Annotated in this window: 16 protein-coding genes; 4 read left to right on the top strand and 12 right to left on the bottom strand. The window is 67.0% G+C overall.

What is annotated here, in order from left to right; translation table 11 throughout:
- Nucleotides 1-32: 32 nt before the first annotated feature.
- On the bottom strand, nt 33-245 hold the full coding sequence (locus ABI214_RS24905) for a hypothetical protein (protein ID WP_348605081.1): 213 nt from the start codon (nt 243-245) through the stop codon (nt 33-35).
- A gap of 188 nt (nt 246-433) precedes the next feature.
- Nucleotides 434-1,279, bottom strand: a complete 846-nt coding sequence (locus tag ABI214_RS24900; protein WP_348605080.1) for an SAM-dependent methyltransferase — start codon at nt 1,277-1,279, stop codon at nt 434-436.
- 121 nt (nt 1,280-1,400) lie between these two features.
- On the opposite strand from ABI214_RS24900, the gene ABI214_RS24895 reads away from it, so the two are divergent.
- Complete coding sequence (locus ABI214_RS24895; protein ID WP_348605079.1) at nt 1,401-2,213, top strand: mycofactocin-coupled SDR family oxidoreductase; 813 nt, start codon at nt 1,401-1,403, stop codon at nt 2,211-2,213.
- Between the two features lie 51 nt (nt 2,214-2,264).
- On the top strand, nt 2,265-4,022 hold the full coding sequence (gene treZ, locus ABI214_RS24890; RefSeq protein ID WP_348605078.1) for a malto-oligosyltrehalose trehalohydrolase: 1,758 nt from the start codon (nt 2,265-2,267) through the stop codon (nt 4,020-4,022).
- A 117-nt stretch (nt 4,023-4,139) separates the two neighbouring features.
- Here treZ and ABI214_RS24885 read toward each other — a convergent pair whose 3' ends face one another.
- The 7 genes from ABI214_RS24885 to ABI214_RS24855 all read right to left on the bottom strand — a co-directional run bounded on the left by ABI214_RS24885 (nt 4,140) and on the right by ABI214_RS24855 (nt 17,729).
- Nucleotides 4,140-4,292 (bottom strand): hypothetical protein, encoded by a 153-nt coding sequence (locus ABI214_RS24885; protein ID WP_348605077.1) that lies wholly within the window; start codon nt 4,290-4,292, stop codon nt 4,140-4,142.
- Entirely contained in the window at nt 4,293-5,099 is an 807-nt protein-coding gene (locus ABI214_RS24880; protein WP_348605076.1) for a class E sortase, read from the bottom strand.
- A 35-nt stretch (nt 5,100-5,134) separates the two neighbouring features.
- Complete coding sequence (locus tag ABI214_RS24875; protein ID WP_348605075.1) at nt 5,135-5,275, bottom strand: hypothetical protein; 141 nt, start codon at nt 5,273-5,275, stop codon at nt 5,135-5,137.
- Nucleotides 5,276-5,423: 148 nt separating this feature from the next.
- Nucleotides 5,424-10,205, bottom strand: coding sequence for a DUF5979 domain-containing protein (locus tag ABI214_RS24870; RefSeq protein WP_348605074.1), 4,782 nt, complete (start codon nt 10,203-10,205; stop codon nt 5,424-5,426).
- A gap of 645 nt (nt 10,206-10,850) precedes the next feature.
- Nucleotides 10,851-11,531 (bottom strand): class F sortase, encoded by a 681-nt coding sequence (locus tag ABI214_RS24865; RefSeq protein ID WP_348605073.1) that lies wholly within the window; start codon nt 11,529-11,531, stop codon nt 10,851-10,853.
- A 176-nt stretch (nt 11,532-11,707) separates the two neighbouring features.
- Entirely contained in the window at nt 11,708-15,856 is a 4,149-nt protein-coding gene (locus ABI214_RS24860; RefSeq protein WP_348605072.1) for a DUF7507 domain-containing protein, read from the bottom strand.
- 358 nt (nt 15,857-16,214) lie between these two features.
- Nucleotides 16,215-17,729, bottom strand: coding sequence for an MFS transporter (locus tag ABI214_RS24855; protein ID WP_348605071.1), 1,515 nt, complete (start codon nt 17,727-17,729; stop codon nt 16,215-16,217).
- Nucleotides 17,730-17,846: 117 nt separating this feature from the next.
- Here ABI214_RS24855 and ABI214_RS24850 point away from each other — a divergent pair, with 117 nt between their 5' ends.
- Nucleotides 17,847-18,413, top strand: coding sequence for a TetR/AcrR family transcriptional regulator (locus ABI214_RS24850; RefSeq protein WP_348605070.1), 567 nt, complete (start codon nt 17,847-17,849; stop codon nt 18,411-18,413).
- Here the strand turns inward: ABI214_RS24850 and ilvA are convergent.
- The 3 genes from ilvA to ABI214_RS24835 all read right to left on the bottom strand — a co-directional run bounded on the left by ilvA (nt 18,406) and on the right by ABI214_RS24835 (nt 22,151).
- Complete coding sequence (ilvA, locus tag ABI214_RS24845; RefSeq protein WP_348605069.1) at nt 18,406-19,770, bottom strand: threonine ammonia-lyase IlvA; 1,365 nt, start codon at nt 19,768-19,770, stop codon at nt 18,406-18,408. The two genes, ABI214_RS24850 and ilvA, sit on opposite strands and share 8 nt — an antisense overlap.
- A gap of 74 nt (nt 19,771-19,844) precedes the next feature.
- Complete coding sequence (locus ABI214_RS24840) at nt 19,845-21,620, bottom strand: pyruvate dehydrogenase (RefSeq protein ID WP_348605068.1); 1,776 nt, start codon at nt 21,618-21,620, stop codon at nt 19,845-19,847.
- Nucleotides 21,621-21,713: 93 nt separating this feature from the next.
- Nucleotides 21,714-22,151 carry a nitroreductase family deazaflavin-dependent oxidoreductase gene (locus ABI214_RS24835; RefSeq protein ID WP_348605067.1) on the bottom strand — a complete coding sequence of 146 codons (438 nt, stop codon included), beginning with the start codon at nt 22,149-22,151 and terminating at the stop codon, nt 21,714-21,716.
- 157 nt (nt 22,152-22,308) lie between these two features.
- Here ABI214_RS24835 and ABI214_RS24830 point away from each other — a divergent pair, with 157 nt between their 5' ends.
- Complete coding sequence (locus tag ABI214_RS24830; protein ID WP_348605066.1) at nt 22,309-22,539, top strand: hypothetical protein; 231 nt, start codon at nt 22,309-22,311, stop codon at nt 22,537-22,539.
- Nucleotides 22,540-22,588 lie beyond the last annotated feature (49 nt).

Below are 22,588 nucleotides of genomic sequence, written 5' to 3'. Positions count from 1 at the left end.
CAGGCGGATGGCAGACGCCTATCGGCCATCGGTCAGTCCGCGACCGTCCCTTCGTACCGGTGCACGACGTACGCCTCCGCGTCTGCCACAGGGCCGCTGTTCACCCAGCGCGGACGCTCGCACGGTCCGGTCGTGTCCTCCGTCAGGGATCTCCACGTGCTGTGTGCCAGGCGGTCGACCTCGGGTTGCGGCACGTCCCGACGCTCGACGACATCGAATGCAACTGTCTTCTGGTTCACACCCATGCCCGCCACCATAGGCACGGCCGGAGCACATTCCGGCGTCATCGCCAACCTGATACCGACTCGTCATCGCCCAATACCCGAAGCGTTCACGTGTTGTACCCCAGATGATTTCAGCGACAGCCCCTCAACACAGGGGGACGTTGCCCGATCCACGTCCGACGCTACTCAGTTCATCGGTCGTCTCGATCTCACTTCCGCACGGCCGACACCAACCATCGACGCCCCGGGCGTACCTGCCACAGTGAGGACCGTTCGGGAAGGGTGCGTCCGTATCGCTCGGCGAGTTCGTCGATCGTGGCCACGGTGGCCCGCCAGCCGTAGGAATCGAACCAGGCCACCGGATCGGCGGGACCGTTCGAGTGCAGCATGGCCAGCCATTCCTCCCGATTGATCGGACCGTCGCGGAACAGGGGCGCGTCGCTGATCGCGGCCGCAACGTCGACGTTGGTGATCGTCGCACCGATCGCGCTGGCCGGCGCGGACAGTTCACCGACACGTCTCATCAGTGCGTCGACCGCCTCGTCGGGGAGATACATCAACAGACCTTCGAGAATCCACGCCGTCGGGACATCCGGTGCGAACCCGGCATCACGGAGGGCCGCCGGCCAGTCCTCGCGCAGGTCGATCGGCACGACCGCGCGGGTCGCCGCCGCGGGCGCCGCCCCACCGAGGACCTCGGTCTTGAAAGCCACCATGTCGGCGGTGTCCAGCTCGTAAACGGTGACGGGCTCGGGCCACCGCAACCGGAAGGCGCGCGTGTCGAGTCCCGCGCCGAGCAGGACAACCTGCCGGCAACCGGACGCCACCGCGTCCAGAACGAAGTCGTCGAGGAACTTCGTCCGCGCCGCCACCCAGGTCGTCAGCTCCTCGAGACTCCCGCTGTCGAGCTGCTCGGTCGGCGGTTGCCAACCCGACCGACGGACGAACTCGCCCGCCCACGGGTCGTCGACCAGGTGATCGTCACGCGCGGTCTCCAACGCGCGCGCCGCCGCGACGAACACTGCCGTCGCGCCCACTCCGCGTGGTTGATTCATGGCAGTACCTCCTCGATTCACCGTCGATTGTCCTCCCGGTGACCGGGACCGCGCCTCACCGAGCCGAGGCCGGTCAATATGGTCCAGATCACACGATCGTCGGAGACTGGAGGCAGAACCCATGAGCGCGAACCGTTTCGTCGGCAAGGTCGCATTCATCACCGGAGCGGCGCGCGGTCAGGGCCGCGCCGAGGCGGTGCGCCTGGCGGCCGAGGGCGCCGACATCATCGCCGTCGACGCCTGCGCCGACTTCGCTTCCACGTCCTACGACGGTGCCACCGAGGCGGATCTGGCCGAGACCGTCGCACTCGTCGAGGGCCTCGGTCGCAAGATCGTCGCCACCAAGGCCGACGTGCGCGACTTCACCGCGATCTCCGAGGCCCTCGCGAACGGCATCGCCACGCTCGGCCGCCTCGACGTGGTCGTCGCGAACGCCGGAATCTGCTCGGGCGCCATGTCGTGGGAGATCACTCCGGAACAGTGGCAGGAAACGCTCGACGTCAACCTCACCGGCGTGTTCTACACCTGCAAGGCCGCGATCCCGCACCTCATCGAGCAGGGCGAGGGCGGCGCGATCGTCATCACCAGTTCCGTCGCTGGACTGCGGGGCCTGCCGTTCCTCGGCCACTACGTCGCCAGCAAGCACGGCGTCACCGGGCTCGCGAAGACCCTCGCGGTCGAACTCGGCGCGCACAACATCCGGGTCAACACCGTCCACCCCAACGGCGTCGAGACGGGCATGCAGGTCAACGACATGCACGCCCTGGTCCAGCAGTACGCCACCACGCTGGCCCCGATCTTCATGGGCAGCCTCCCCGACCAGATCAGCCAGCCCGAGGACATCGCCAACGCCGTCGCGTGGCTCGCGTCGGACGAGGCCCGGCACGTGACCGGGATTCAGCTTCCCGTCGACCTGGGCACGCTGATTCGCTGACCGCCACCACAGACCGCTGCGGCGTGCACGTGATCGGTGCATCCTGATCACGTGCACACCTTCGAGGTCTGGGCCCCGATCCCCGGTTCGGTCCGCGTCCGTGTCGACGGCACGGATCACGCGATGACGCGCTCCCCGGACGGTTGGTGGCGCGCCGACGTCGACGCCGGTCCGACGGCCCGGTACGGGTTCGTCCTCGACGACACCGACACCGCGCTCCCCGATCCGCGGTCACCCCGACAGCCCGAGGGCGTCCACCTGCCGTCGCAATTGCACGAGCTCGACCGGGCGCGGTGGTCGGACGACGCCTGGACGGGCCGGCAGCTCGCCGGCGCCGTGGTCTACGAGCTCCACATCGGGACGTTCACCCCGGAGGGCACATTCGACGCCGCGATCGAGCGCCTCGATCACCTCGTCGACCTGGGTGTCGGATTCGTCGAGGTGATGCCGGTGGCGGCCTTCAACGGCACGCACAACTGGGGCTACGACGGCGTGCTCTGGTACGCGGTCCACGAGGCCTACGGCGGCCCCGACGGCCTGCAGCGCTTCGTCGACGCCTGCCATCGTCGCGGGCTCGCGGTGGCCCTGGACGTCGTCTACAACCACTTCGGACCGTCCGGCAACTACACGGATCGCTTCGGGCCGTATCTCGCGGACGGCGGGAACTCGTGGGGCCGGACGATCAACCTGTCCGGGCCGGGCAGCGGTGAGGTGCGCCGGTTCATCGTCGACAACGCGCTGCGGTGGTTCCGCGAGTTCCACGTCGATGCGTTGCGGCTGGACGCGGTGCACGCCCTCGTCGACCACAGCGCCACACACCTCCTCGAGGAGCTGTCGATCGAGACGCACCGGCTGTCGGCGCACCTGCGCCGCCCGCTCACCCTGATCGCCGAGAGCGACCTCAACGACCCGAAGATCGTCACTTCCCGGGCGGCGGGCGGTTACGGGCTCGACGCGCAATGGGACGACGACGTCCACCACGCCATCCACGCCGCGGTCTCCGGCGAACGCCAGGGCTACTACGGCGACTTCGGATCGCTGCAGGCACTCGCCCACACCCTCACCCACGGCTACTTCCACAACGGGACGTACTCGGCGTTCCGGGGCCGAAACCACGGCCGCCCCATCGACATTCGACGCATCCCGGCCGACGCGATGCTCACGTACACCTGCACCCACGATCAGATCGGGAACCGCGCCACCGGCGACCGCCCTAGCACGTACCTCACCGACGGCCAGCTCGCGATCAAGGCCGCGCTGGTGATGTGCTCGCCGTACACGCCGATGCTCTTCATGGGCGAGGAATGGGGGGCGCGAACACCCTTCCAGTACTTCACGTCCCACCTGGAACCCGAATTGGGCCAGGCGACGGCGGAGGGTCGGCGCCGCGAATTCGCCGAGCACGGCTGGGACACCGACGACATCCCGGACCCGCAGGACCAACGGACGTTCCAGCGCTCGAAACTCGACTGGCACGAGCGCGACGTCGAGTCACACGCGCGACTGCTCGACTGTTACCGCAGCCTGATCGCGCTGCGCCACGCGCGCCCGGACATCAGCGACCCGTGGCTCGAGCACCTCAGGATCGAGTACGACGAGGACGAGCGGTGGATCGCCCTGATCCGCGGAAACCTGCGGATCGCATGCAATCTCGGGACCGCACCGGTGACCGTGCCGGTCGGCGGCGCCCCGGTGCTGTGGTGGGACGCGCCGGAGGTCGACGAGACCGCGTCGGCGGTCGTGGTGCCCGGCCACTCCTTCGTCGTGCTCGAGGCCTCGCCGCGCCCGGTCAGAACGGGACGGCGGTGACCACGACGTTCTCCGGATAGGTGCCCACATCAGCGATCGTCACAGGTGTTCTGCGACATCACCGTTCACTGAATCCCTCGCTCGCGGCGGCGTGCCGCGTCGAACAGTGAGGGCGGTCTATACGGTGACGTCCGAGTAGGGCATGTGCTCGGACACCCAGGGGAACACGACTTCCATGAGAAGCAGCACGATCGCGACCGCGAGAAGGATCGCCAGTAGGGCCTTCACCGGTCGGGGGCCGGGAAGCGCGTGCCAGAGATAGCCGTACATTCATCGCTCCTGCAATGCCGCGGGACTGTGGCCCGAGGACTTCGGGATTGTTTCGACGAGCATCGCATGCACGATCATGCGCTCGGCGTTCGAGAACAGCGGATGGCACGTGGTCATCGTCAGCATGCTTTCCAGCCCGGGGCCGGGCTCGGCCCACGGGGCGCCGGGCAGCGGGTTGACGACCTCGACGTCGGTGGGCGCGGTGATGTGGCGGCCCTGGACGTGGGCGTAGTCGCCGTCCGAGACGCGATCGGTCTGCTCGGGGCTCAGACAGGCTTCCGCCGCAGCACGCCTCTCGGGCGAGGAGGTCTCGAGCGGGAGCACTCGGTAAGTGACCCATCGGAATTCGGTCTCCACGACGACTGCATCGCAAGCGTCGAGTCGATCCAGGTACTGGAACACCGCACCGGTCCCGATGCGATGCCCGGCGAGCGCGAAGTTTCCGGGCTCGCCGGGCATCTGTGTGTCGACGTAGTGGCCGGGACCGGCCCGCAGGTCCTCGTTGCGTGTGCCCTCGACGACCGCGTAGGCGGCGTCGAGGGCGGGAATGTGAACGCGCGCGAACCCCTCGCCGAGCGCCGGGGTCGGCGGGGCGACCGGCTCGTCACCGGTCGCCCCTCTGCTCCAGGATTCGTCCAGGCTGTTGTCGACCTCGTCCTGCAACCGCCCCGAGACGATGTTGGTCCAGAACGCCTCGTAGAAGACGAAGAGCAGGAGGACGACCCCGGCCGTGAGGAGCAGTTCGCCGGCGACCCCGCCTGCATTCGGCCGAGCCTGTTCCGGCCCAGGAACTTTGGTATCGCGCATGGGCCGGAGCCCCCTCCACAGATGAGTCGAACTAGCTAGCTGCCCAGGTTGATCGCAGCGCTCCCGGCGCCGCCGAGCAGATCATAGAGAAGGACGGACAGTCGACCGAGACCGTCGATCACGGCAGAACCCGTCGTCTGGACGTCGAAGGTAAGAGAAAGCGGGAGGATGAGCACGGAAGATTCTCCTTTCGGGGCGGCCGAACGATCGGCCGCGACATTCCTGGTCCGCTGGTGAGCGGTATTCGATCGGTGCGGCAGCGGTGCGGGGCGGATGCGGCCGAGGAGGTCGCACCCGCCCCACTACCGTGTGCCGGCTGAGGGGCTAGCCCGCGCCGGACACCCGCCTGCGATTACGCAGGGTCAGCCATGCGCCACCGGCGATCAGCGCGAGCGCTGCACCGGCGAGCCAGATGACGTTCGCACCCGTCACAGGCAGGGACGGCGACTGGTCCGGAGCAGGCTTGCCCGGAGCCGGCTTGCCCGGCGCACCGTTGTGGCCGGTCTCGCCCGGCTTCTCCGGCGAACCAGGTCCACCCGGCTGGCCCGGCTGACCCGGCTGACCCGGCTGGTTGGAGACCGGAGGGGTCGGCCACTCGGAGCCCGACCCCGGCGGGATCAGCGAGCCACCCCACGGCGGCAGCGGGATCGGAATCGGGATGATGATCAGCCCGTTGCTGCTGGTCTTGTTCTCGAGTCCCAGCACCACCGATCCGTTCGCGTCGCCGGTGAGCGTGACGGAGGTTCCGGTCGGCTCGCCGTCGATCTTGGCGACGTCCGCGCTTCCCTCCTTGACGCCCCACACCACGTCGCCCCACTTGACGTTGCTCACGTCAGTGTGGGCGCCGGTCTCGACGAAGGTGATCTCGGTGTCGAGCGGGAACTGAACCCGGCCGTCGACGACGGCGGCGTCGCACTGGGCGGTCGGGGTGACCGAGCCACCCGGCTTGACGTCGAGGACGCAGGAGCGCGCCTCGTCGTCGACGTCCGTCCACGTTGCCGTGACCTGGAACGTCGTGGACGGGTCCTTCGTGACCTGGTTGCCCTTGGGGCCGGTCACGATCTTCTCGATGTCCACGTCCGCGGTCGGGATCGGGCGGTTGTGGATCTCCACCTTCGCCTCGGCTCCGGGCACGATCGCGACGGTATTGCGGTAGTCCGCGTCACCGGCGTCCTCAGCCACCCAGTAGTACGGCCGCGCCCAGTCGATGCCGGGCACAGGGTTGGGATCGACCTCGGAGAAGGTGACCACGGTGTTCCGCGGCAGAACGTCGCCGGACTTCCAGCTGAAGCCGTTTCCTGCGTTGAGGATGATCGTCTCACCCACTGCCGGGAAATCGGTGCCCGCGGGAAGCGCCGGATCGATTCCGTCGATCCGAACCTTGAACTCCGCGCCTGCGGGCAGGTCGGAATCAGTGGCCCGGACGGGGTCGTCGCCGTCGAGGATGAACTTCGTGAACTCGACCGAGCCGAACTTCCACAGCGCCTCGTTCGACAGCGTGATCAGACGCCCGTCGGTCGGGTCATCGGAGACGATTCCCGTCGCGGTGCCGTCGGCGTTGGAGATGAGCCACGATTCCCCGCTGGGGTCGGTGCCCCACGAGATGGTGCCCCACTCGACGCCGGCGACATCGGGACGACCGGTCTCGGTGAAGGTCACCTCGGTGCCGACCGGGAGGTCGACGCCTAGCGGCGTGGCCACGCCCTTCTTGACGGTCAGCGACTCGGTGCGGTACTCCACACCGTCCTTCCAACGCGCCTGGACCGTGAACTCGACGTCATCGCCGACCGTGCCGGCGGCCTCGCCACTGACCTGCTTGAGGACGCGCAGCGTGCCGTCGTTCTTGTCGACGTAGTTCGTCACCTCGACCTTGCGCAGGTCCTTGCCGATGGTCACCACGCCGTCTTCACCGATCGTGACATCCCCGGTGTACGCGGGCACGCCGTAGGCGAGACCGTTGCCGTTTGCCGGAACCGTCTCGGTCAGCGTGACCTTGGTGCCGCCGGGCAGGTTCTCACCGAACGGAACCACAGTGCCGTCCGACGGGAGCGTCAGCGTCTTGGACTGCGGGTTGCCTTCCTCGTCGTCCCACGTGGCGAGCACGTCGAACGTCTTCGGCACCTCCTTGTTGAACGCCTCCGGACCCGTGAGCTTCTTGCTCAGCTCGAAGGTGCCCTGCGTGATCGTCGCCTCGTTGGTGACGGAGACCGTGTTCGCAGCCGCATCGGTGCCGATGACGAGCGTCTTCGGCTCGATGACCGGCGCCGACCACGTCACACGGTCGGTGTCCGTCGGCTTGACCTCGGTGAAGGTGACCTTCGCTCCGATGGGCAGGTTCTTCAGATCGAAGGACCCGCCGCGCTTCAGCGTGAACGGGCGGATCTCGTTACCGGAGCCGTCACCGAGGTCGATCTCCGCGTTGACGACGAAGGCCTCGTCGCCGGTGAGTTCGCCGAGCGCGTCACCGATGACGGTCTTGGTGATCTTCGCCGAGCCCAGCACGGCCTTGTTGACCAGCTTGACCTCGACGTTGCTCTTCGGCGCGATGGTCACCAGAGCCTGGGTGCGGTCCGCGTTGAGCGTCACGCCCTCTGCCGGGCGGAACGTCCCCTGCTCGAAGTAGACGCCGTCGACCTTGGGCAGGTCGATCTCGGACAGGCGGATCTGCCAGCCGGTGCCGCGGGGGTAGAACCCGCTGACCGGCGTGCCGTCGGCCTTGACCTTGACGTTGTACGTCTCCGACGGCTTGTCCGTCTCCGGGTTCTTCCCGGGGGCGAACTCCTCGACCTTCACGGTGAACTCGGTGCCCTCCGGGAACTTCTCGGAGGAGGAATCGATCTGCTTCAGCAGCGAGAACGAACCGCGCGACACACCCTGGCCGGTGCCGCCACCGCCCCACTCCTGCTTGACGCTGTACGAGAGATTCGGGCCGCCCTCGTAGGCGAGCGTGTTGCTGTACTGCGTGCCGCGATCGTCCAGCCCGCCGCTGGCGGTGCAGAGGGTGTAGGAGATGTAGTACCGCGTCTCACGGTTGTAGTCGTTCGCCTCCATCGGGAGGGTGAAGTCGAGCCCGTCGGCGGTGCGGGTGACCGAGGTGGCGGCGGTAAGGTCGCGATCCGGGTTGGCAGGGTTCTTGCCGAGGAAGTCCTTCGCGACGACCCTCAGATTGAGATTCTTCTTGAGATCGTTGCCAACCTCGCACACAGTCAACGTGTCGGTGAACGTGTCATGGATGACCGCCGGGGCGTCGAGACCCTCGAGATGGTGTCCCGGGATTTCCACGTTCCAGTCGATGGTCGTGCCGGCCGACTGCTTCTCGCCGGCGACGTCCTTCGACTCGGTGTTGATCTTGCCGCTCTTCTTGCCGGTGAAGCCGGGGCCCTGCACCGAGTTCTCGACCGGCTTGCCGTTGACGGTCGCCGAGTTCGTGAACTTGTCCGAGGAATCCGGAACCTCGTCGCCGGTGAGGCAGGTCCGGTAGCTCACGTAGTAGTACTGCTTCGGGTCGATCACCGTGCCGGCCTTCGGCGTGATCGTCACGTTGAAGCTCTTCGCGCCGGCGGGGGCGGCGGAAACGATGTCGAACTGACCGGTGACATCGGTGCGTCCGACGCCCGAGCCGTCCAGCCCGGGAAGGCGGTTGGCACGCTCGATCTTCAGCTGCAGGCCGTCCGTGCAGACAGCATGATCGCCGCCGAGCGTCTCCGCGATGGTGACCTTGCTGTCGGGGCTGGCGTCGATGAAGCTACCCGGGACCATGATGGTCCAGGCGGCCTCCTTGTAGCGCTCACCCTGAAGAAGCTGGCCGGACTTCGACGGCCCGGTCTGCGGCTCCCAGTCCTGGCCGACGCCCGGGCCTGCCACGTCCTTGCCGCCGATGTTCACGGAGTTGTCGTAGACGGTGCCCTTGGGATCCACCTCTCCGCTGGCCGAGCACGAGGTGTACTCGACGCGGTAGAGCAGGTCGGACTTGAAGGCCTCACCGTTGTCGATCGTGATGGTGACGGGAGTACCCGCGCCGCCGGCCTGGGTCACAGTGACGCCGCCGGGGACATCCTTCAGTTCGCCCGGGCGACCGGCGAGCAGCTTCGCGTTGAGCCGACCGTCCTCGCACAGCGTCATGTTGTCCGAGAGCGTGTCACTCAGGGTCACCGAACCGGTGTTGCCTCCGGCCAGCGCGGCCAGATCGGCTCCGGGGATGTCGATGGTCCAACGCACGGCCTGCTTGATGTCCTGGAGCTTTCCGGACTTCTTGGCCACGCCGAGGTCCTTGCCGTCGCTGATGCCACCCTTTCCGGGCAGATCGACCGGCGTGACCTTCTCGTTGATCTCGAAGTTGACGATCTCGGACGTGGTGTACGCGACCGCCCTCGAGTACACGAGGAAATCGCCGTGCACCTCCGAGGGGCGATCGGTCACGGCGTCGGAGAGCACGCAGGTCATGAGATTGGTGGAGGCCTTCAGCTCGCAAGTGCCCCAGACAGTCCCGTCTTCGCCCTCGAGTTTGAACGCGGGGTTGTCCCCGAGTTTCAGCTCACCAGGGAATTTGACCGTGAACTCGTCGCCAGGCTTCGGATCGGCGTTCCGCGCGTCCCACGTGCCCTTGACCGTGACGGAATCCCCGACCTTGATCTGCTGGCCGTTCTTTCCCTCGACCTGGACGTCGGTGATCTTCACCTCGATACCGGAGTTGACTCCGCGCGGGATGACCGCCGCCGCGGCTCGCTGCGCCGTCGTGGGGGCCACGCTCGTCGTGGTCGCGGGCGCCTTCGATGTGGACTCAGCCGGTGCCTTCGTCGTGGTCGTGGTCGCGGGCGACTGCGACGTGGACGCGGCCGGCGCCTTCGTCGTGGTCGCGGGCGACTTCGACGTGGGTGCGGGCGACTTCGACGTGGGTGCGGAGCTCTGTTCCGTTGTCGAGGGTGAACTCTCGGCGGTGTGCGTCGGCGCAGGGGTGGTCGTGGTTCCGCTCGGGTTCGCCGAGGCAACCGGGGCGATGGAGAACGAAGTTATGACCAGCGCCAAAACCGCAAAGATCATCCCCAGCGCCGCCCACCGAGACACCACCTCCTCTCCGGCACGACGCAGGAAGACACGTTTACGCATGAAGAACACCTCTCGTACAACAACCACATGGTCCATCGCACGCCTGACTAGAGGTTCGGCGACAGATCACGGCAAAACGGACAAACACCTGATATACACGAGAGGACGACACGCAAGTTGATACAAAAGTAGCCCCACCGCGGGCGCCAGATCGCGATCGGCATTTCCGACCCCACGGAAAACACGATGCGCCACTGCGCAATTCAGAACTGCACCGCTTCCCGAAAGCGAAACGAGGAGCATCCGCAGGCCGACCGCGAGATTCACCCTCCATTTCATCCCCCCGTTCTCCGGAAAGTGATCTAAGACACCGGAGCACAGTGCACTTCGCGCCTCACACAGTGGGAGCACGTCGGAAGCGTCCGTACACCACTGCGCCACAGGTGGTCCGGCACGATGAGAAGCGAGACTCGCAAGATAAGTGCACGGATAGCGCCCCGTGGGTGGTCGGCTTCGGACCACGTGCGTGATCGCGTAGTGATCAACAGTCGTGCGGAACGAAGGCTGATTTCGAGTGCCGCCACCGACGTCGGGGACGGGTTCAGTGGAGACGTGTTCCTTCGCAGCGATTACCGCCCGCAGCTCGGCTGCATCGGGACCTCGAGCAGAGCCTTGCGCGGACCAGCGCCGCGCAGATCGGACAGATCAGAACGGGACGGCCGTGACCACCACATTCTCCAGATAGGTGCCCCGCCCCTGGGCATCCTTGACGACCTCGCCACCACACGTCACCAGATGCAGTTCCCGCGGGCCGCCCGCGCCCTGGAACGCCCACTCCGGCAACGCCTGTTTCACGAACCGCTCCATACGCGTGATCTTCCAGCGTGTGACGACGCCGTCCTTCGTCAGATAGACCGCGTCGCCGGGGTACAGGGTGTGCATCCAATACAACGCGCCCTCACCCTGATTCGCGTTGTCCACATGCCCGGCCACCAGAATCCCGCCGTCCGCAGCATCGATCGGCGCCGACCCCGTCCAGTACGTCACCTGCGCCACATCACGCGGCAACAACAGGCTCCCGTCCGAGGCCAACCCCAGCTGATCCAACGCCGTCTCCACCCCGATCGCCGGAATCACCAGATGATCGTCCGGCAACGGCCCGAACGGAATCTGCGGCCGATTCGCCGGGTCCGCCGCCGCCGGCCCCGGCTTGCGCGGCTTGCCACCGCCGCCGATCGACGGCACCGGACCCGCCACCGGATCCACCACCCCGTCCGGAGACAGGCCGAACGTCGACTTCGGCACCGGCGCCGACGCAGCCGGCGCGGGCTGCATCCCCCGAAAGACCAGAAAACCACCACCGCTGAGCAAGACCAACGCGATCACAATCGTCAGGATCGAACCGCCCCGACCCGACGGTCGATGTGCCGCATGCCTGCCCACGATGGAAGTCCTCCGTTCACACTGGGTTCTCGGAACAGCCGAGTGGCCCGAGGCGATTACACCTCGGGCCACTCGGTCACTCATCAGCGATCGTCACAGTTGTTCTGCGACATCACACTTCATTCGTTGCCCTGGTTCCGCCGACGCAGCGCGAAGAGCAGCACACCGCCCGCGGCAACCAGCAGCACCAGACCACCGGCAACGAGTCCGGCGTTCATACCGCCGTCACTGTCGGCGCCCAGACCCGAGTCGATCAGCGCACCGGTCTCGGTGTCGGAGTTGCCGGTCGTTCCCTGGTCTCCCGACTTTCCGCCGTTGCCGCCGTTGCCGGCGTTCTCGGAGTCAGCGGGGGTTCCGGGGTTACCGGGATTGCCGGGGTTGCCGGGCGTTCCGGGATTACCGGTTTCCGTTCCCCCACCAGGAGTGTTCGAACCGCCGGGAGTGCCCGAACCAGTCGAGCCAGCCGAGCCCGAGTTCTCCTGCGAGCCAGCCGCAAGGGAGCCAGCCGCCAGCGAGCCGGCGCCGAGCGAGCCAGCCGCAAGCGATCCCGCATCCAGCGAACCGGAGTCCAGTGAACCGGAGCCCAGCGATCCCGCGTCCAGCGAACCGGAGTCCAGCGAACCAGCGCCGAGCGAACCGGAGTCCAGCGAACCAGCGCCGAGCGAACCCGCCGCAAGCGAACCCGCGTCCAGCGAACCGGAGTCCAACGAGCCGGCCGCAAGCGAACCCGCCGCAAGCGAACCCGCTGCAAGCGATCCCGCTGCTAGCGAGCCGACACCCAGGGAACCGAGCGAACCGGTACCGAGCGAACCGAGCGAGCCCGTTCCGCCGGGCTGCTCACCCGCCGTGACCGTCGCTTTCGACTCATCCGAGTCGACGGGCGTGCCTGACGGCGGGTTACCGGTCGCCGTGGCCACGTTGTCGACCTTGCCGGCCTTCATGTCCTCAGCCGTGAAGACGTAGGTGGCCGTGCATGTCACCGAGTTGCCGGGTTCGAGCGACTTTGCTTTGTCCGGGCACTGGACCTTCGGCGATCCACCCGACCCCGTGAAGGTGCCCTCCTTGACCTCGACGTCTGTCAGGGTCTGGTCACCGGTGTTCTTGATCGCGAACGTGTAGGTGACGGTTTCGCCCACCTTGACGTTCTCACGCGGATCCGCGGTCTTCTCGAGCGTCAGTCCCGGCTTCGGCTCGCCCGCAAGGTTTTCCTCGTCCTGCGGGGACTCGATCGGCTCCTCCGTGCCTGGAGGCGTACCCGTCGCGGACGCGACGTTGTCGAGCTGGCCGGCGTTCACGTCGGCCTGCGTGATCGTGTACGTCGCCGTGCACGTCACCTTCGCACCGGGCGCCATCGACGTCGCCTCGTCCGGGCAAGAAATCTCGGAGAGCTTGTCCGAGCCCGAGAACGTGCCCTCGACGACCTTGACGTTCGTCAGGGTCTGGTTGCCCGTGTTCGTGATGTCGAACGTGTACGTGATCTCCTGGCCGACCTTGAAGGTCTCGACGCTCTTGGGCGACGCGGTCTTCACGATCTCGAGGCCCGGGTTCTTGTTGCCCGACAGATTCACGTCGTCGGGCTTCGAGGTCACCGGTTCACCAGTAGGAGGCGTACCCGTCGCCGTGGCAGTGTTGTCCAGCGTGCCCCGGTCGACATCCGCCTGCGTCAGCGTGTACGTGGCGGTGCACTCCACGGAGGCATTGGGCGCCAACGGCTTCGACTTGTCCGGACAGTTGAAGTCACTCAACTTGGACTTGTCACCCGTGAAGGCGACCTCGTTGGGGTGCACGTTCGTCAGCGTCACGTTGCCGGTGTTCGTCATCGTGAAGGTGTACGTGACGGTCTGGTCGACCGCGAACTTGTCCGCTTCGGTCGGCGACGCCGTCTTCTCCAGGCTGATCGCCGGCTCCGGCTCGCCCGCGAGCGTCTTGGTGTCCGGATCCGACGTCACCGGCTCGCCATTACCCGGAGGCGTACCCGTTGCGGTCGCGATGTTCTCGAGCTTGCCGGCATCGATGTCGGCCTGCGTCAGCGTGTAAGTCGCCGTGCAGGTCACCGACTTGCCGGGAGCCAGCGACTTCGCCCCGTCCTCACAGACCGGGTCCGACAGCGTGCCCGTGCCCGAGAACTTCTCCTCGTTGGGGTGCACGTTCGTCAGCGTCACCTCACCGGTGTTCTTGATCGTGAACGTGTACTCGACCTTCTGTCCAACCTTGTAGGTCTCGGTCGTCGACGGCGAAGCGTCCTTCACGATGGAAAGCGACTTCGCGGGCTTGCCCTCGACCTTCTCGGTGTCCGGAGGAGACACGATCGGCGTGTCGGTGCCCGGAGGCGTGCCAGTTGCCGTCGCGGTGTTCTCGATAGAGCCCTTGTCGATATCGGCCTGCGTCAGCGTGTACTCCGCGGTGCAGATCACCGAATCGTTGGGCGCCAGGGACTTCGCGATGTCCGGGCATTCGACAGCCGACAGCGGGCCGGCTCCAGTGAAGGTGCCTTCCTTGACGTTCACATTCTTGAGCGTCACGTTGCCCGAGTTGGTGATCTTGAAGCTGTACTTGATCGTCTGACCGAGCTTGTAGCTCTCGGCAGACTTCGGCGACGCGACCTTGTCCAGCGTGATGCCTGGCGCGGCTTCGCCGCCCTTGAGGTTGGCACTCGACTCACCCGAATTGACCGGCTTGCCACCCGGACCGACGCCGGTGGCCGTCGCCGTGTTGTCGAGGGTGCCGCGGTCGACGTCAGCCTGCCGGATCACATACGTCGCAGTGCACTCGACGGACGCACCCGCAGCCAACGACTTCGCACTGTCAGGGCACTTGAAGTCAGACATCTTCGCGGGCGAACCGCTGAAGGTCTTCTCAACCGGCTTGACGTTCTGAAGCGGGACCGCACCCGTGTTCTTCATCTTGAACGTGTAGGTGACGGTATCGCCGACCTTGTAGGCAGTGCCCGGGGAGACCGACTTCACCAGTTCCAGACCGGAATTCTTGGCCGTGTTGGTGAAGGTGCAGCTGATGCTCTTGCCGCTCTGACCAGCCGGAAGCGTCACCTCACCAGTCGCCCCCGAGCCACCGACAAGCTTTGTCCCAGCCTTCGCGTCCACGCACTCCCACGTGGTGACGTAGTTGTCGAGGCTCGCACCGTTCTGCGCGGTCTCCTTGATGGCGTACTTCGTACCGGCCAAACCGAGCACCGGGCCGGCCGCCTCGCTCTGGACCCCGGACTTGGTACCCGTCGTGATCGCTGTGTTGCCCTCGCTCAGGCCACCACCGGTGATCTCGAGGCCGAACTGATCGTCCTGACCGACGCGCCCACCGGGCAGACTCTTGTGCAGCTCGATCGTGTTCGGATCGTTGCAGGAGCCCATGTCGGTCATGGACGAGTTCTTCAGGTTGCTCGGGACTTCCTTGCCCGTACCCGGATCGACCTTGAGGAGGCTTCCGCCGCCACCGACGAACAGGTAACCATTCGGTCCGAAGGCAATCGAATTGCTCTTCTTGAACGAGCTCGATTCCTCGGTGATCGCCTTGCCCGTCAGAGTCTGCACGGAAGACGTCGGCATCGGGGCCGCGACCGAGTAGATGCGGCCTTTGTCCCCGGCCGCGACGATGAACAGGTTGCCCTTGGCATCGAACGCGATGTCGCCGTTGCCGCCCGGGACTGTCGTCTTCTTGTCGAAGTTCACCTTCAGAACGACGCCGAGCGACTTGTTGTTGACGGGATCGTACGCACCGAACGTGAAACTGTCTGCGTTGTTGTCCTTCCCGCCGTAGTAGAACAACCCGTTTGCAGGATTGATCGCACCGTGCGTGTCGACGGTGACGCCCTTGTCCCTCGCAGTGCTGGTCGTCTTGCCTGACGCAGCGTCGTACTTGTAGATATTGCCGTCACCGGACGTGTAGATCGCGTACGCGCCGCCAGGACCGATTCCGAGCTGGTTATGGCGAGTATCGCCGCTCGGAAGCACGTCGAAGGCATCCGTCGCCGTCCCCGTCGCGGGGTCGATCTGCTTCGCCTTGCCGGCATTGTTGTCGACCGAATAGAGAACATCGCATCGCAGGTTGCCCGCGGCTGCCGCGGTTCCTGCGCCGACCGTTGCGGTCGACACTGTGGCTACGCCGGCCAGCATGGCCATGACCACAGTTCGGATGACGCCCTTATGCAGGGCGCCGCCTAACCTCCCCATTATTTGAGGCCCTTCTGATGGACGCCCGGCCGGATCCGGCAACGAGCGATGGATGACTTGGACAATCACCCCGACGCGGGACATGGAAGCACAATCGGAGATACATCCAGATCCACCGGCTGCGCGCCCGACACTGCGCGACCCCCTCGCCTTCACCCACCTGATCGTGCTGCACAACAGCATGTTTCGACGGAGCGAGAGGCGAAAGAGTGAGTCCTACGACAACAGGGAGGTCATTCGGTATTTCACCCTCGTTTTCATCCCATCGGCCCGAAGGCGACGTCCCGGGCAGAGTGGCGGCGTCGACGAGCACCTCGACGCAGGAGGCTCCCACCACCGGGAAACGCGAGGCGCAGCCTCACACGCATTGCCCCGCCGATCCGTTAACACGACAACGGCCGGCTCGAATGTGTTTCGAGCCGGCCGTGATCCGTGTTACACGTCAGCGTTGACGGAGCATGCGCGCCACGAGAATCGCCGTCGCCAACAAGACGATTGCCGTTGCGCCCGCGGCGATGTGCATGCCGTCGACGAACGCCGACTGCGCCGTCTCGACGAACGCCGCCGCCTCGTTCGCCGGCAGGGTATGGGACACCTCGACCGCGCCGCCGAGGGTGCCCTGCGCGATGTGCGTCTGCTCGGCGTTCAACGCGGAGACGTCGAGACCACCGCGGTAGATCGCCAGCACGACACTGCCGAGGATCGCGACACCGAGCGCGACACCGAGCTCGTACGCGGTCTCCGAGACGGCCGACGCCGCACCCGCGCGTTCCGGTTCGACGGCGCTGATCACCAGGTCGTTCGTCAGAGTGAGCGCGACACCGATACCTGCACCGGCGAGCAGGAACCCGACGACGAACGCCTGCGGCCCGCTGTCCGTCTGCAGCGCGATCATCGCCGCGGCACCGAAGGCCGCGATCACGAGGCCGACGCTGAGGACCCGGCTCGGTTCCCACCGGCGGACCAGCCACGCCGCGGCCAACGACGCGAAGGCGCTGACGAGCGTGCCCGGCAGCATCAGCAGCCCGGCCTCGAGTGGGCGGTAGCCGAGCACCAGCTGCAGGTACTGCGAGCCGAAGAACAGCACGCCGGCGAGCGCGAAGATCGAGAGCAGGTTCGTCAGCACGGCCGTCGAGAACGCCGGGCGGGCGAACAGCGTCAGGTCGAGCATCGGGTCGTCCAGCACCCGCTGGCGACGGATGAAGATCCAACCGGCGATCAGGCCCACGATACCGATCGCGGTGAGCGCCCAGCTCGGGCCGTGGACCGCGGTTTCCTTGACCGCGTAGACCATCGGCACCATGGCGAGCATCGACAGCGCGGCGCTGATCAGGTCGAACCGGCCCGGCGTGGGGTCCTTCGACTCGGGGATCACCAACGGGCCCAGCGCGATCAGGCCGATCATGACCGGAATGTTGATCAGGAACACCGAGCCCCACCAGTAGTGCTCGAGCAGCCAACCGCCGATCAGCGGGCCGGCCGCGGCGCCGCCGCCGGCCATCGCGCCCCAGACGCCGATCGCGGTGGTGCGCTGACGCGGATCGGCGAACATCGTCCGGATGAGGCCGAGGGTGGCGGGCATGAGCGTCGCACCCGAGATGCCCTGGAGCACGCGGGCCGCGATGAGCATCTCGGGGCTCGCCGACCACGCCGCGACCAGCGACGCCAACCCGAACCCGGCGGCACCGATCAGCAGCAGTCGCCGTCGGCCGATCCGGTCGCCGAGGGTGCCCATCGTGACCAACAGACCCGCGAGCACGAACGAGTAGACGTCGATGATCCACAGCAGCTGGGTGCTGCTCGGCTCGAGATCCTCACTGATGAACGGCAACGCGAGGTCGAGGACCGTCGCGTCCACCGAGATGAGCAGGACAGCGAAAGCGAGCACGACCAGCCCCAGCCAGTCCTTGCGGCTGGCCCTCGCTACGTGCGCGTCCCGCACGGTGCCCACAGACATGCTTCCACTCCCACGAACTCATTGATGAACAGGAACCGACCACGGGGTTAACCGTCCAGCCGGTACAGTAGCGATTCCAGAATAGCAGTCGACCGTCCAGCCGGTACAGTGAATTTCATGGCATCCGACACACGCGATCGCATCCTCGACGCCCTCGAGCGTCTCCTGCTCGACGTCGGCGTGGCGCACGTCACCCTCGAAGCGGTGGCGGCGGCCGCGGGGGTCTCCAAGGGCGGACTGCTCTACCACTTCCCCACCAAGGAGGCACTGCTGGCGTCGATGGTGCGACGCCTCGGCGAGCGCTCGGATCAGCAGCTGGCCGACGCGGTCTCACGCGGCCGCACCGTCTCCGAGATCTACCTGCAGTACCCGGTGGCCGAGTCGGCCGACGAGATGGCGCTCTACCGCTCGATGCTCGCGGCCATGCGTAGCGCCGACGGCCAGCACGACGAGGTGCAGCAGGCCGTCGCGGACGTGATGCGCTCGTGGGACGCCGGACTGCTCGCCGAGATCGACGACCCGGTCCAGGCCGAGATCGTCCGACTCGTCGGCGACGGGATCTACCTGGCCGCCCTGCTCGGTCTGCCGGAATCCGATCCGGACCTGCACCGCCGGGTGGTGAACCGATTGCTCGGCACCGACCCGGCGGGCAGCGATCGTGCGGAGAGCGACCCGACTACGTGAGGTAGCGGTACGCGGGCGAACCCGGCTCGAGCTGCTCGACGTCGATTCGCGAACTGCGCATCCGGTCCAGCAGATCGGACAGCCCGTCGGCCGAACCGAGCTCGACGCCGACCAGCGCCGCACCGGTCTCGCGGTTGTTGCGCTTGACGTACTCGAAGAGGGTGATGTCGTCGTCCGGCCCCAGCACCTCGTCGAGGAATCGGCGCAGCGCACCCGGCTCCTGCGGGAAGTCCACGAGGAAGTAGTGCTTGAGCCCGAGGTGCACTAGGGACCGCTCGAGGATCTCGCCGTAGCGCGAGACGTCGTTGTTGCCGCCCGAGATCAGGCACACGACCGTGCTGCCGGGCTCGACGTCGAGCTGGCCCAGAGCGGTGACGGACAGCGCCCCGGCGGGCTCGGCGATGATGCCCTCGTTCTGGTACAGCTCGAGCATCGCGGTGCAGATCGCGCCCTCGTCGACCTGGGTCATCGCGAACTTCTCCGGGCCCATCTCCGGGACCCGGCCCGTGCGGGGACCGGCCACCAGCGGCAGCGACGCGTGCGAGACGACGCTCGCCCCGAGTCCCGACACCACCGCGTACGGCAGGTCGCCGACCCGCTTGACCGCGGCACCGTCGACGAACGGGTCGACCTCCGGGAGCGTCACCGGACCGCCGGCCACCAGGGCCGCGGTCATCGACGCCGCACCCACCGGCTCGACACCGATGATGGTGGTCTCGGGCGCCCGCTCGTGCAGGTAGGTGGCGATGCCGGCGATGCAGCCGCCACCACCGACCGGGACGACGACGCAGTCCGGCGCCTCGCCCAGCTGCTCGAGGATCTCGGCCGCGATGGTGCCCTGGCCGGCGGCGGTGCGGGGGTCGTCGAACGGCGGGACCATCGTCGCCCCGGTCCGCTCGACGTCGGCCGCCGCGGCCGCGGCCGCGGCGTCGTAGGTCTCCCCGGTCGGGATGAGCTCGACGAACCCGCCGCCGTGCACCATGATCCGGTCACGCTTCTGCTTCGGGGTGTTGGCCGGGACGTAGATGCGGCCACGGATCTCCATCGCCCGGCAGGCGAACGCCACACCCTGGGCGTGGTTGCCGGCGCTGGCCGTGACGACACCCGCGGCCCGCTCGACGTCGCTGAGCTGCATGATCAGGTTGTAGGCGCCGCGCAGCTTGTACGACCGAACCACCTGCAGGTCCTCGCGCTTGAGGTAGACCTTCGCGCCGGTCAGCGCCGACAGCCGATCACTCGGCTGGAGGGGTGTCGCGTCGATAATGTGCGCAATTCGCTCGGCAGCCGCATCGATCTCGTCCGCGGTGAGCGCGGGCGAGGTTACCTTCAGTTCTGCGAGTTCCGGCGAGTTAGACACCCAGCCATTTTCCCACTACGCACCGCACCGCGCGCAACCACCCCACCCGCGTGTCCGGACGCGGCCGGACACCGTCAGCCACGCGGCGTGAACTGCGACGGCCGCGGGACGTTGCGCAGATTCGACTTGGCCATCTGAACCGCTTCTGCCACACCGCCGTTCATCACCATCTTGGACATCGCGAGCGCGAACCCGCGCACCTGCTCGCCGGTGATCGCCGGCGGCAACGACAGCGCGTTCGGATCGGTGACGATGTCGACCAGCGCCGGGCCGTCGTGTTCGAAGGCCGCCCGGAGCCCCGACTCGACGTCCGCGGGGTCCTCGATACGACGGGAGAATATCCCCAAAGCCGTTGCGAGAGCGGCGTAGTCAACAGACGGAACATCCACCCCAAAATCGGGCAGACCGTCCACGAGCATCTCGAGTTTGACCATGCCCAGTGTCGAATTGTCGAACACGACGACCTTGATCGGCAGCCTGTACATCGCGACCGTGATCAATTCACCGAGCAGCATCGACAATCCACCGTCGCCGGACATCGCCACCACCTGCCGCCCCGACTCGGCGAACTGCGCACCGATCGCGTGGGGCAACGCATTCGCCATCGACCCGTGCAGGGCCGACGACAGGAACCTGCGGCGGCCGTTGGGGTTCAGGTACCGCGCGGCCCATACGTTGCACATGCCGGTGTCCGCGGCAAACACCGCGTCCTCGGCGGCGATATCGTCGAGGATCGACGCGGCGTACTCGGGGTGGATCGGGATCCGCTGCTTGACGGGCTCGGTGTAGGCGCCGACGACCTTGGTCATGAGCTTCGCGTGCCGGTCGAGGGACTTCTCCAAGAAGCCGCGGTCGGTCTTGCACCGGACCAGCGGCGCCAGCGCCCGCAGGACCGACCTGGTGTCCCCGTGCACGGCCAGGTCGACACCGGTGCGCCGACCCAGAGTCTCGGCGGCGACGTCGATCTGCGCGGTGCGCACGTCGTCGGGCAGGAACTGGTTGTACGGGAAGTCCGTGCCGACGAGGATCAGCAGATCGGCGTCGTGCATGCCGTCGTGTGCGGCGCCGTAGCCGAGTAGTCCGGTCATGCCGACGTCGAACGGGTTGTCGTACTGGATGAACTCCTTGCCGCGGAGGGTGTGCCCGATCGGCGCGCCGATGGTGTCGGCGAGCGCCAGGACCTCGTCGCGCGCGTCCCGCACCCCGGCGCCGGCGAAGATCGCCACGGCCGACGCTGTGTTGATCGCGTCCGCGAGGGCGCGCACGTCCGCCTCCGCCGGAACGACGTCCGGGCGCCCGGTCCGCACCAGCGGCGGCGGCTTGCCCACGGCGGCCTCCTCCGCGACGTCGCCGGGCAGCGTGACGACCGCGACGCCGGACAGCGCGAGCGCGTGCTGCATCGCGCTCTGGACCACCCGCGCCGACTGCGCCGGTGCGCCGATCATCTCGGTGTAGCGCGAGCATTCGACGAACAGACGATCGGGATGCGTCTCCTGGAAGTAGCCGGTGCCGATCTGCACGCTCGGGATGTGGGACGCGATCGCCAGCACCGGGGCGCCGGACCTGTTCGCGTCGTACAGGCCGTTGATCAGGTGGAGGTTGCCCGGACCGCAGGAGCCCGCGCACACCGCGAGGCGACCGGTTACCTGGGCCTCGGCGGCCGCGGCGAACGCCGCCGTCTCCTCGTGCCGGACGTGCACCCAGTCGATGCCGCCCGCCGCCGACCCTCCGGTCCGGCGGACGGCGTCGACCACTGGATTGAGACTGTCTCCCACGATCCCGTAGATGCGCCGCACTCCCGCGTCCAGGAGTTGGGAAACAAGTTGATCTGCAACAGTTTTCGCCGCCATGTCAGCCTCCGCCCGCGAGATCCGGATTCGTGGCCCTACTTCTCGCAGGCTACTCGGAAATCACGCACGGCGGCCGGGGACGACGGTTGACGCCTACTTCTGCGGGCTGAGCACGAAGACCGGGATCTGCCGGTCGGTCTTCGTCTGGTACTCCGCGTAGTCCGGCCAGGCCTCGACCGCACGCTGCCACCACACGGCCTTCTCGTCGCCCGTCACCTCACGCGCGGTCATGTCCTGTTTGACGGTGCCGTCCTGCAGCTCGACGTGCGGGTCGGCAACCAAGTTGTGGTACCAGACCGGATGCTTGGGGGCGCCGCCGAGCGACGCGACCACCGCGTACTGCCCGTCGTGCTCGACGCGCATGAGCGGGGTCTTGCGGAGCTTGCCGGACTTCGCACCCTTCGTGGTGAGGATGATGACGGGCTTGCCGTTCAACATCGTCCCCTCGGTGCCGCCGGAGCGTTCGTAGAGGTCGACCTGGTCCGCGGCCCAGGACGAGGGACTGGGCTCGTATTCACCGGTGAGTGGCATGCGCCCAGTCAACACCCCGCACATGATCTTGACCACCCGGATGACCGGAAAGCGGGACTTTCACGCTTCGACGGGAATTGTTCGGTGGACCGAACTCGGATGTGCCGGTATTCTGAACAACGCCGACGAGGTAGCCGAACACGGACGAGGTGCACACATGACCGCGGTACTGCATGGACACGCCCCGCGTCGTGCGCACGTCACCGTCGACATCGCCGGCACCGCGTGGCCGGTCTACAAGCTCGAGGCGATCGCCGCCGGTGTGCTGGTGTTCCTGCTGATCCTCGCGGTCACCCAGGTCCTGCAGACGGCCGTGCTCACGGCCGCCGGCACCGCCGTCGTGGTGTGGTGGACCCGGCGCGCCGCGCTCGCGCACCGCCGTCGATAGCACCCACGCGGACACCCGCGAGTCGCGCGACACCCCACCGACGTTCGGA

The organism is Prescottella soli, assembly GCF_040024445.1.
Classification (GTDB): domain Bacteria; phylum Actinomycetota; class Actinomycetes; order Mycobacteriales; family Mycobacteriaceae; genus Prescottella; species Prescottella soli.
The sequence above is the reverse complement of the archived record's forward strand: the minus strand, read 5'-3'. Positions and strand labels throughout refer to the sequence as shown.

What these genes read in the sequence shown, in the direction of transcription:
- ABI214_RS24905 (WP_348605081.1), bottom strand. Translation starts at nt 245, where the DNA reads ATGGGTGTGAACCAGAAGACAGTTGCATTCGATGTCGTCGAGCGTCGG.
- ABI214_RS24900 (WP_348605080.1), bottom strand. Translation starts at nt 1,279, where the DNA reads ATGAATCAACCACGCGGAGTGGGCGCGACGGCAGTGTTCGTCGCGGCG.
- ABI214_RS24895 (WP_348605079.1), top strand. Translation starts at nt 1,401, where the DNA reads ATGAGCGCGAACCGTTTCGTCGGCAAGGTCGCATTCATCACCGGAGCG.
- ABI214_RS24885 (WP_348605077.1), bottom strand. Translation starts at nt 4,292, where the DNA reads ATGTACGGCTATCTCTGGCACGCGCTTCCCGGCCCCCGACCGGTGAAG.
- ABI214_RS24880 (WP_348605076.1), bottom strand. Translation starts at nt 5,099, where the DNA reads ATGCGCGATACCAAAGTTCCTGGGCCGGAACAGGCTCGGCCGAATGCA.
- ABI214_RS24870 (WP_348605074.1), bottom strand. Translation starts at nt 10,205, where the DNA reads ATGCGTAAACGTGTCTTCCTGCGTCGTGCCGGAGAGGAGGTGGTGTCT.
- ABI214_RS24860 (WP_348605072.1), bottom strand. Translation starts at nt 15,856, where the DNA reads ATGTCCCGCGTCGGGGTGATTGTCCAAGTCATCCATCGCTCGTTGCCG.
- ABI214_RS24855 (WP_348605071.1), bottom strand. Translation starts at nt 17,729, where the DNA reads ATGTCTGTGGGCACCGTGCGGGACGCGCACGTAGCGAGGGCCAGCCGC.
- ABI214_RS24850 (WP_348605070.1), top strand. Translation starts at nt 17,847, where the DNA reads ATGGCATCCGACACACGCGATCGCATCCTCGACGCCCTCGAGCGTCTC.
- ABI214_RS24840 (WP_348605068.1), bottom strand. Translation starts at nt 21,620, where the DNA reads ATGGCGGCGAAAACTGTTGCAGATCAACTTGTTTCCCAACTCCTGGAC.
- ABI214_RS24835 (WP_348605067.1), bottom strand. Translation starts at nt 22,151, where the DNA reads ATGCCACTCACCGGTGAATACGAGCCCAGTCCCTCGTCCTGGGCCGCG.
- ABI214_RS24830 (WP_348605066.1), top strand. Translation starts at nt 22,309, where the DNA reads ATGACCGCGGTACTGCATGGACACGCCCCGCGTCGTGCGCACGTCACC.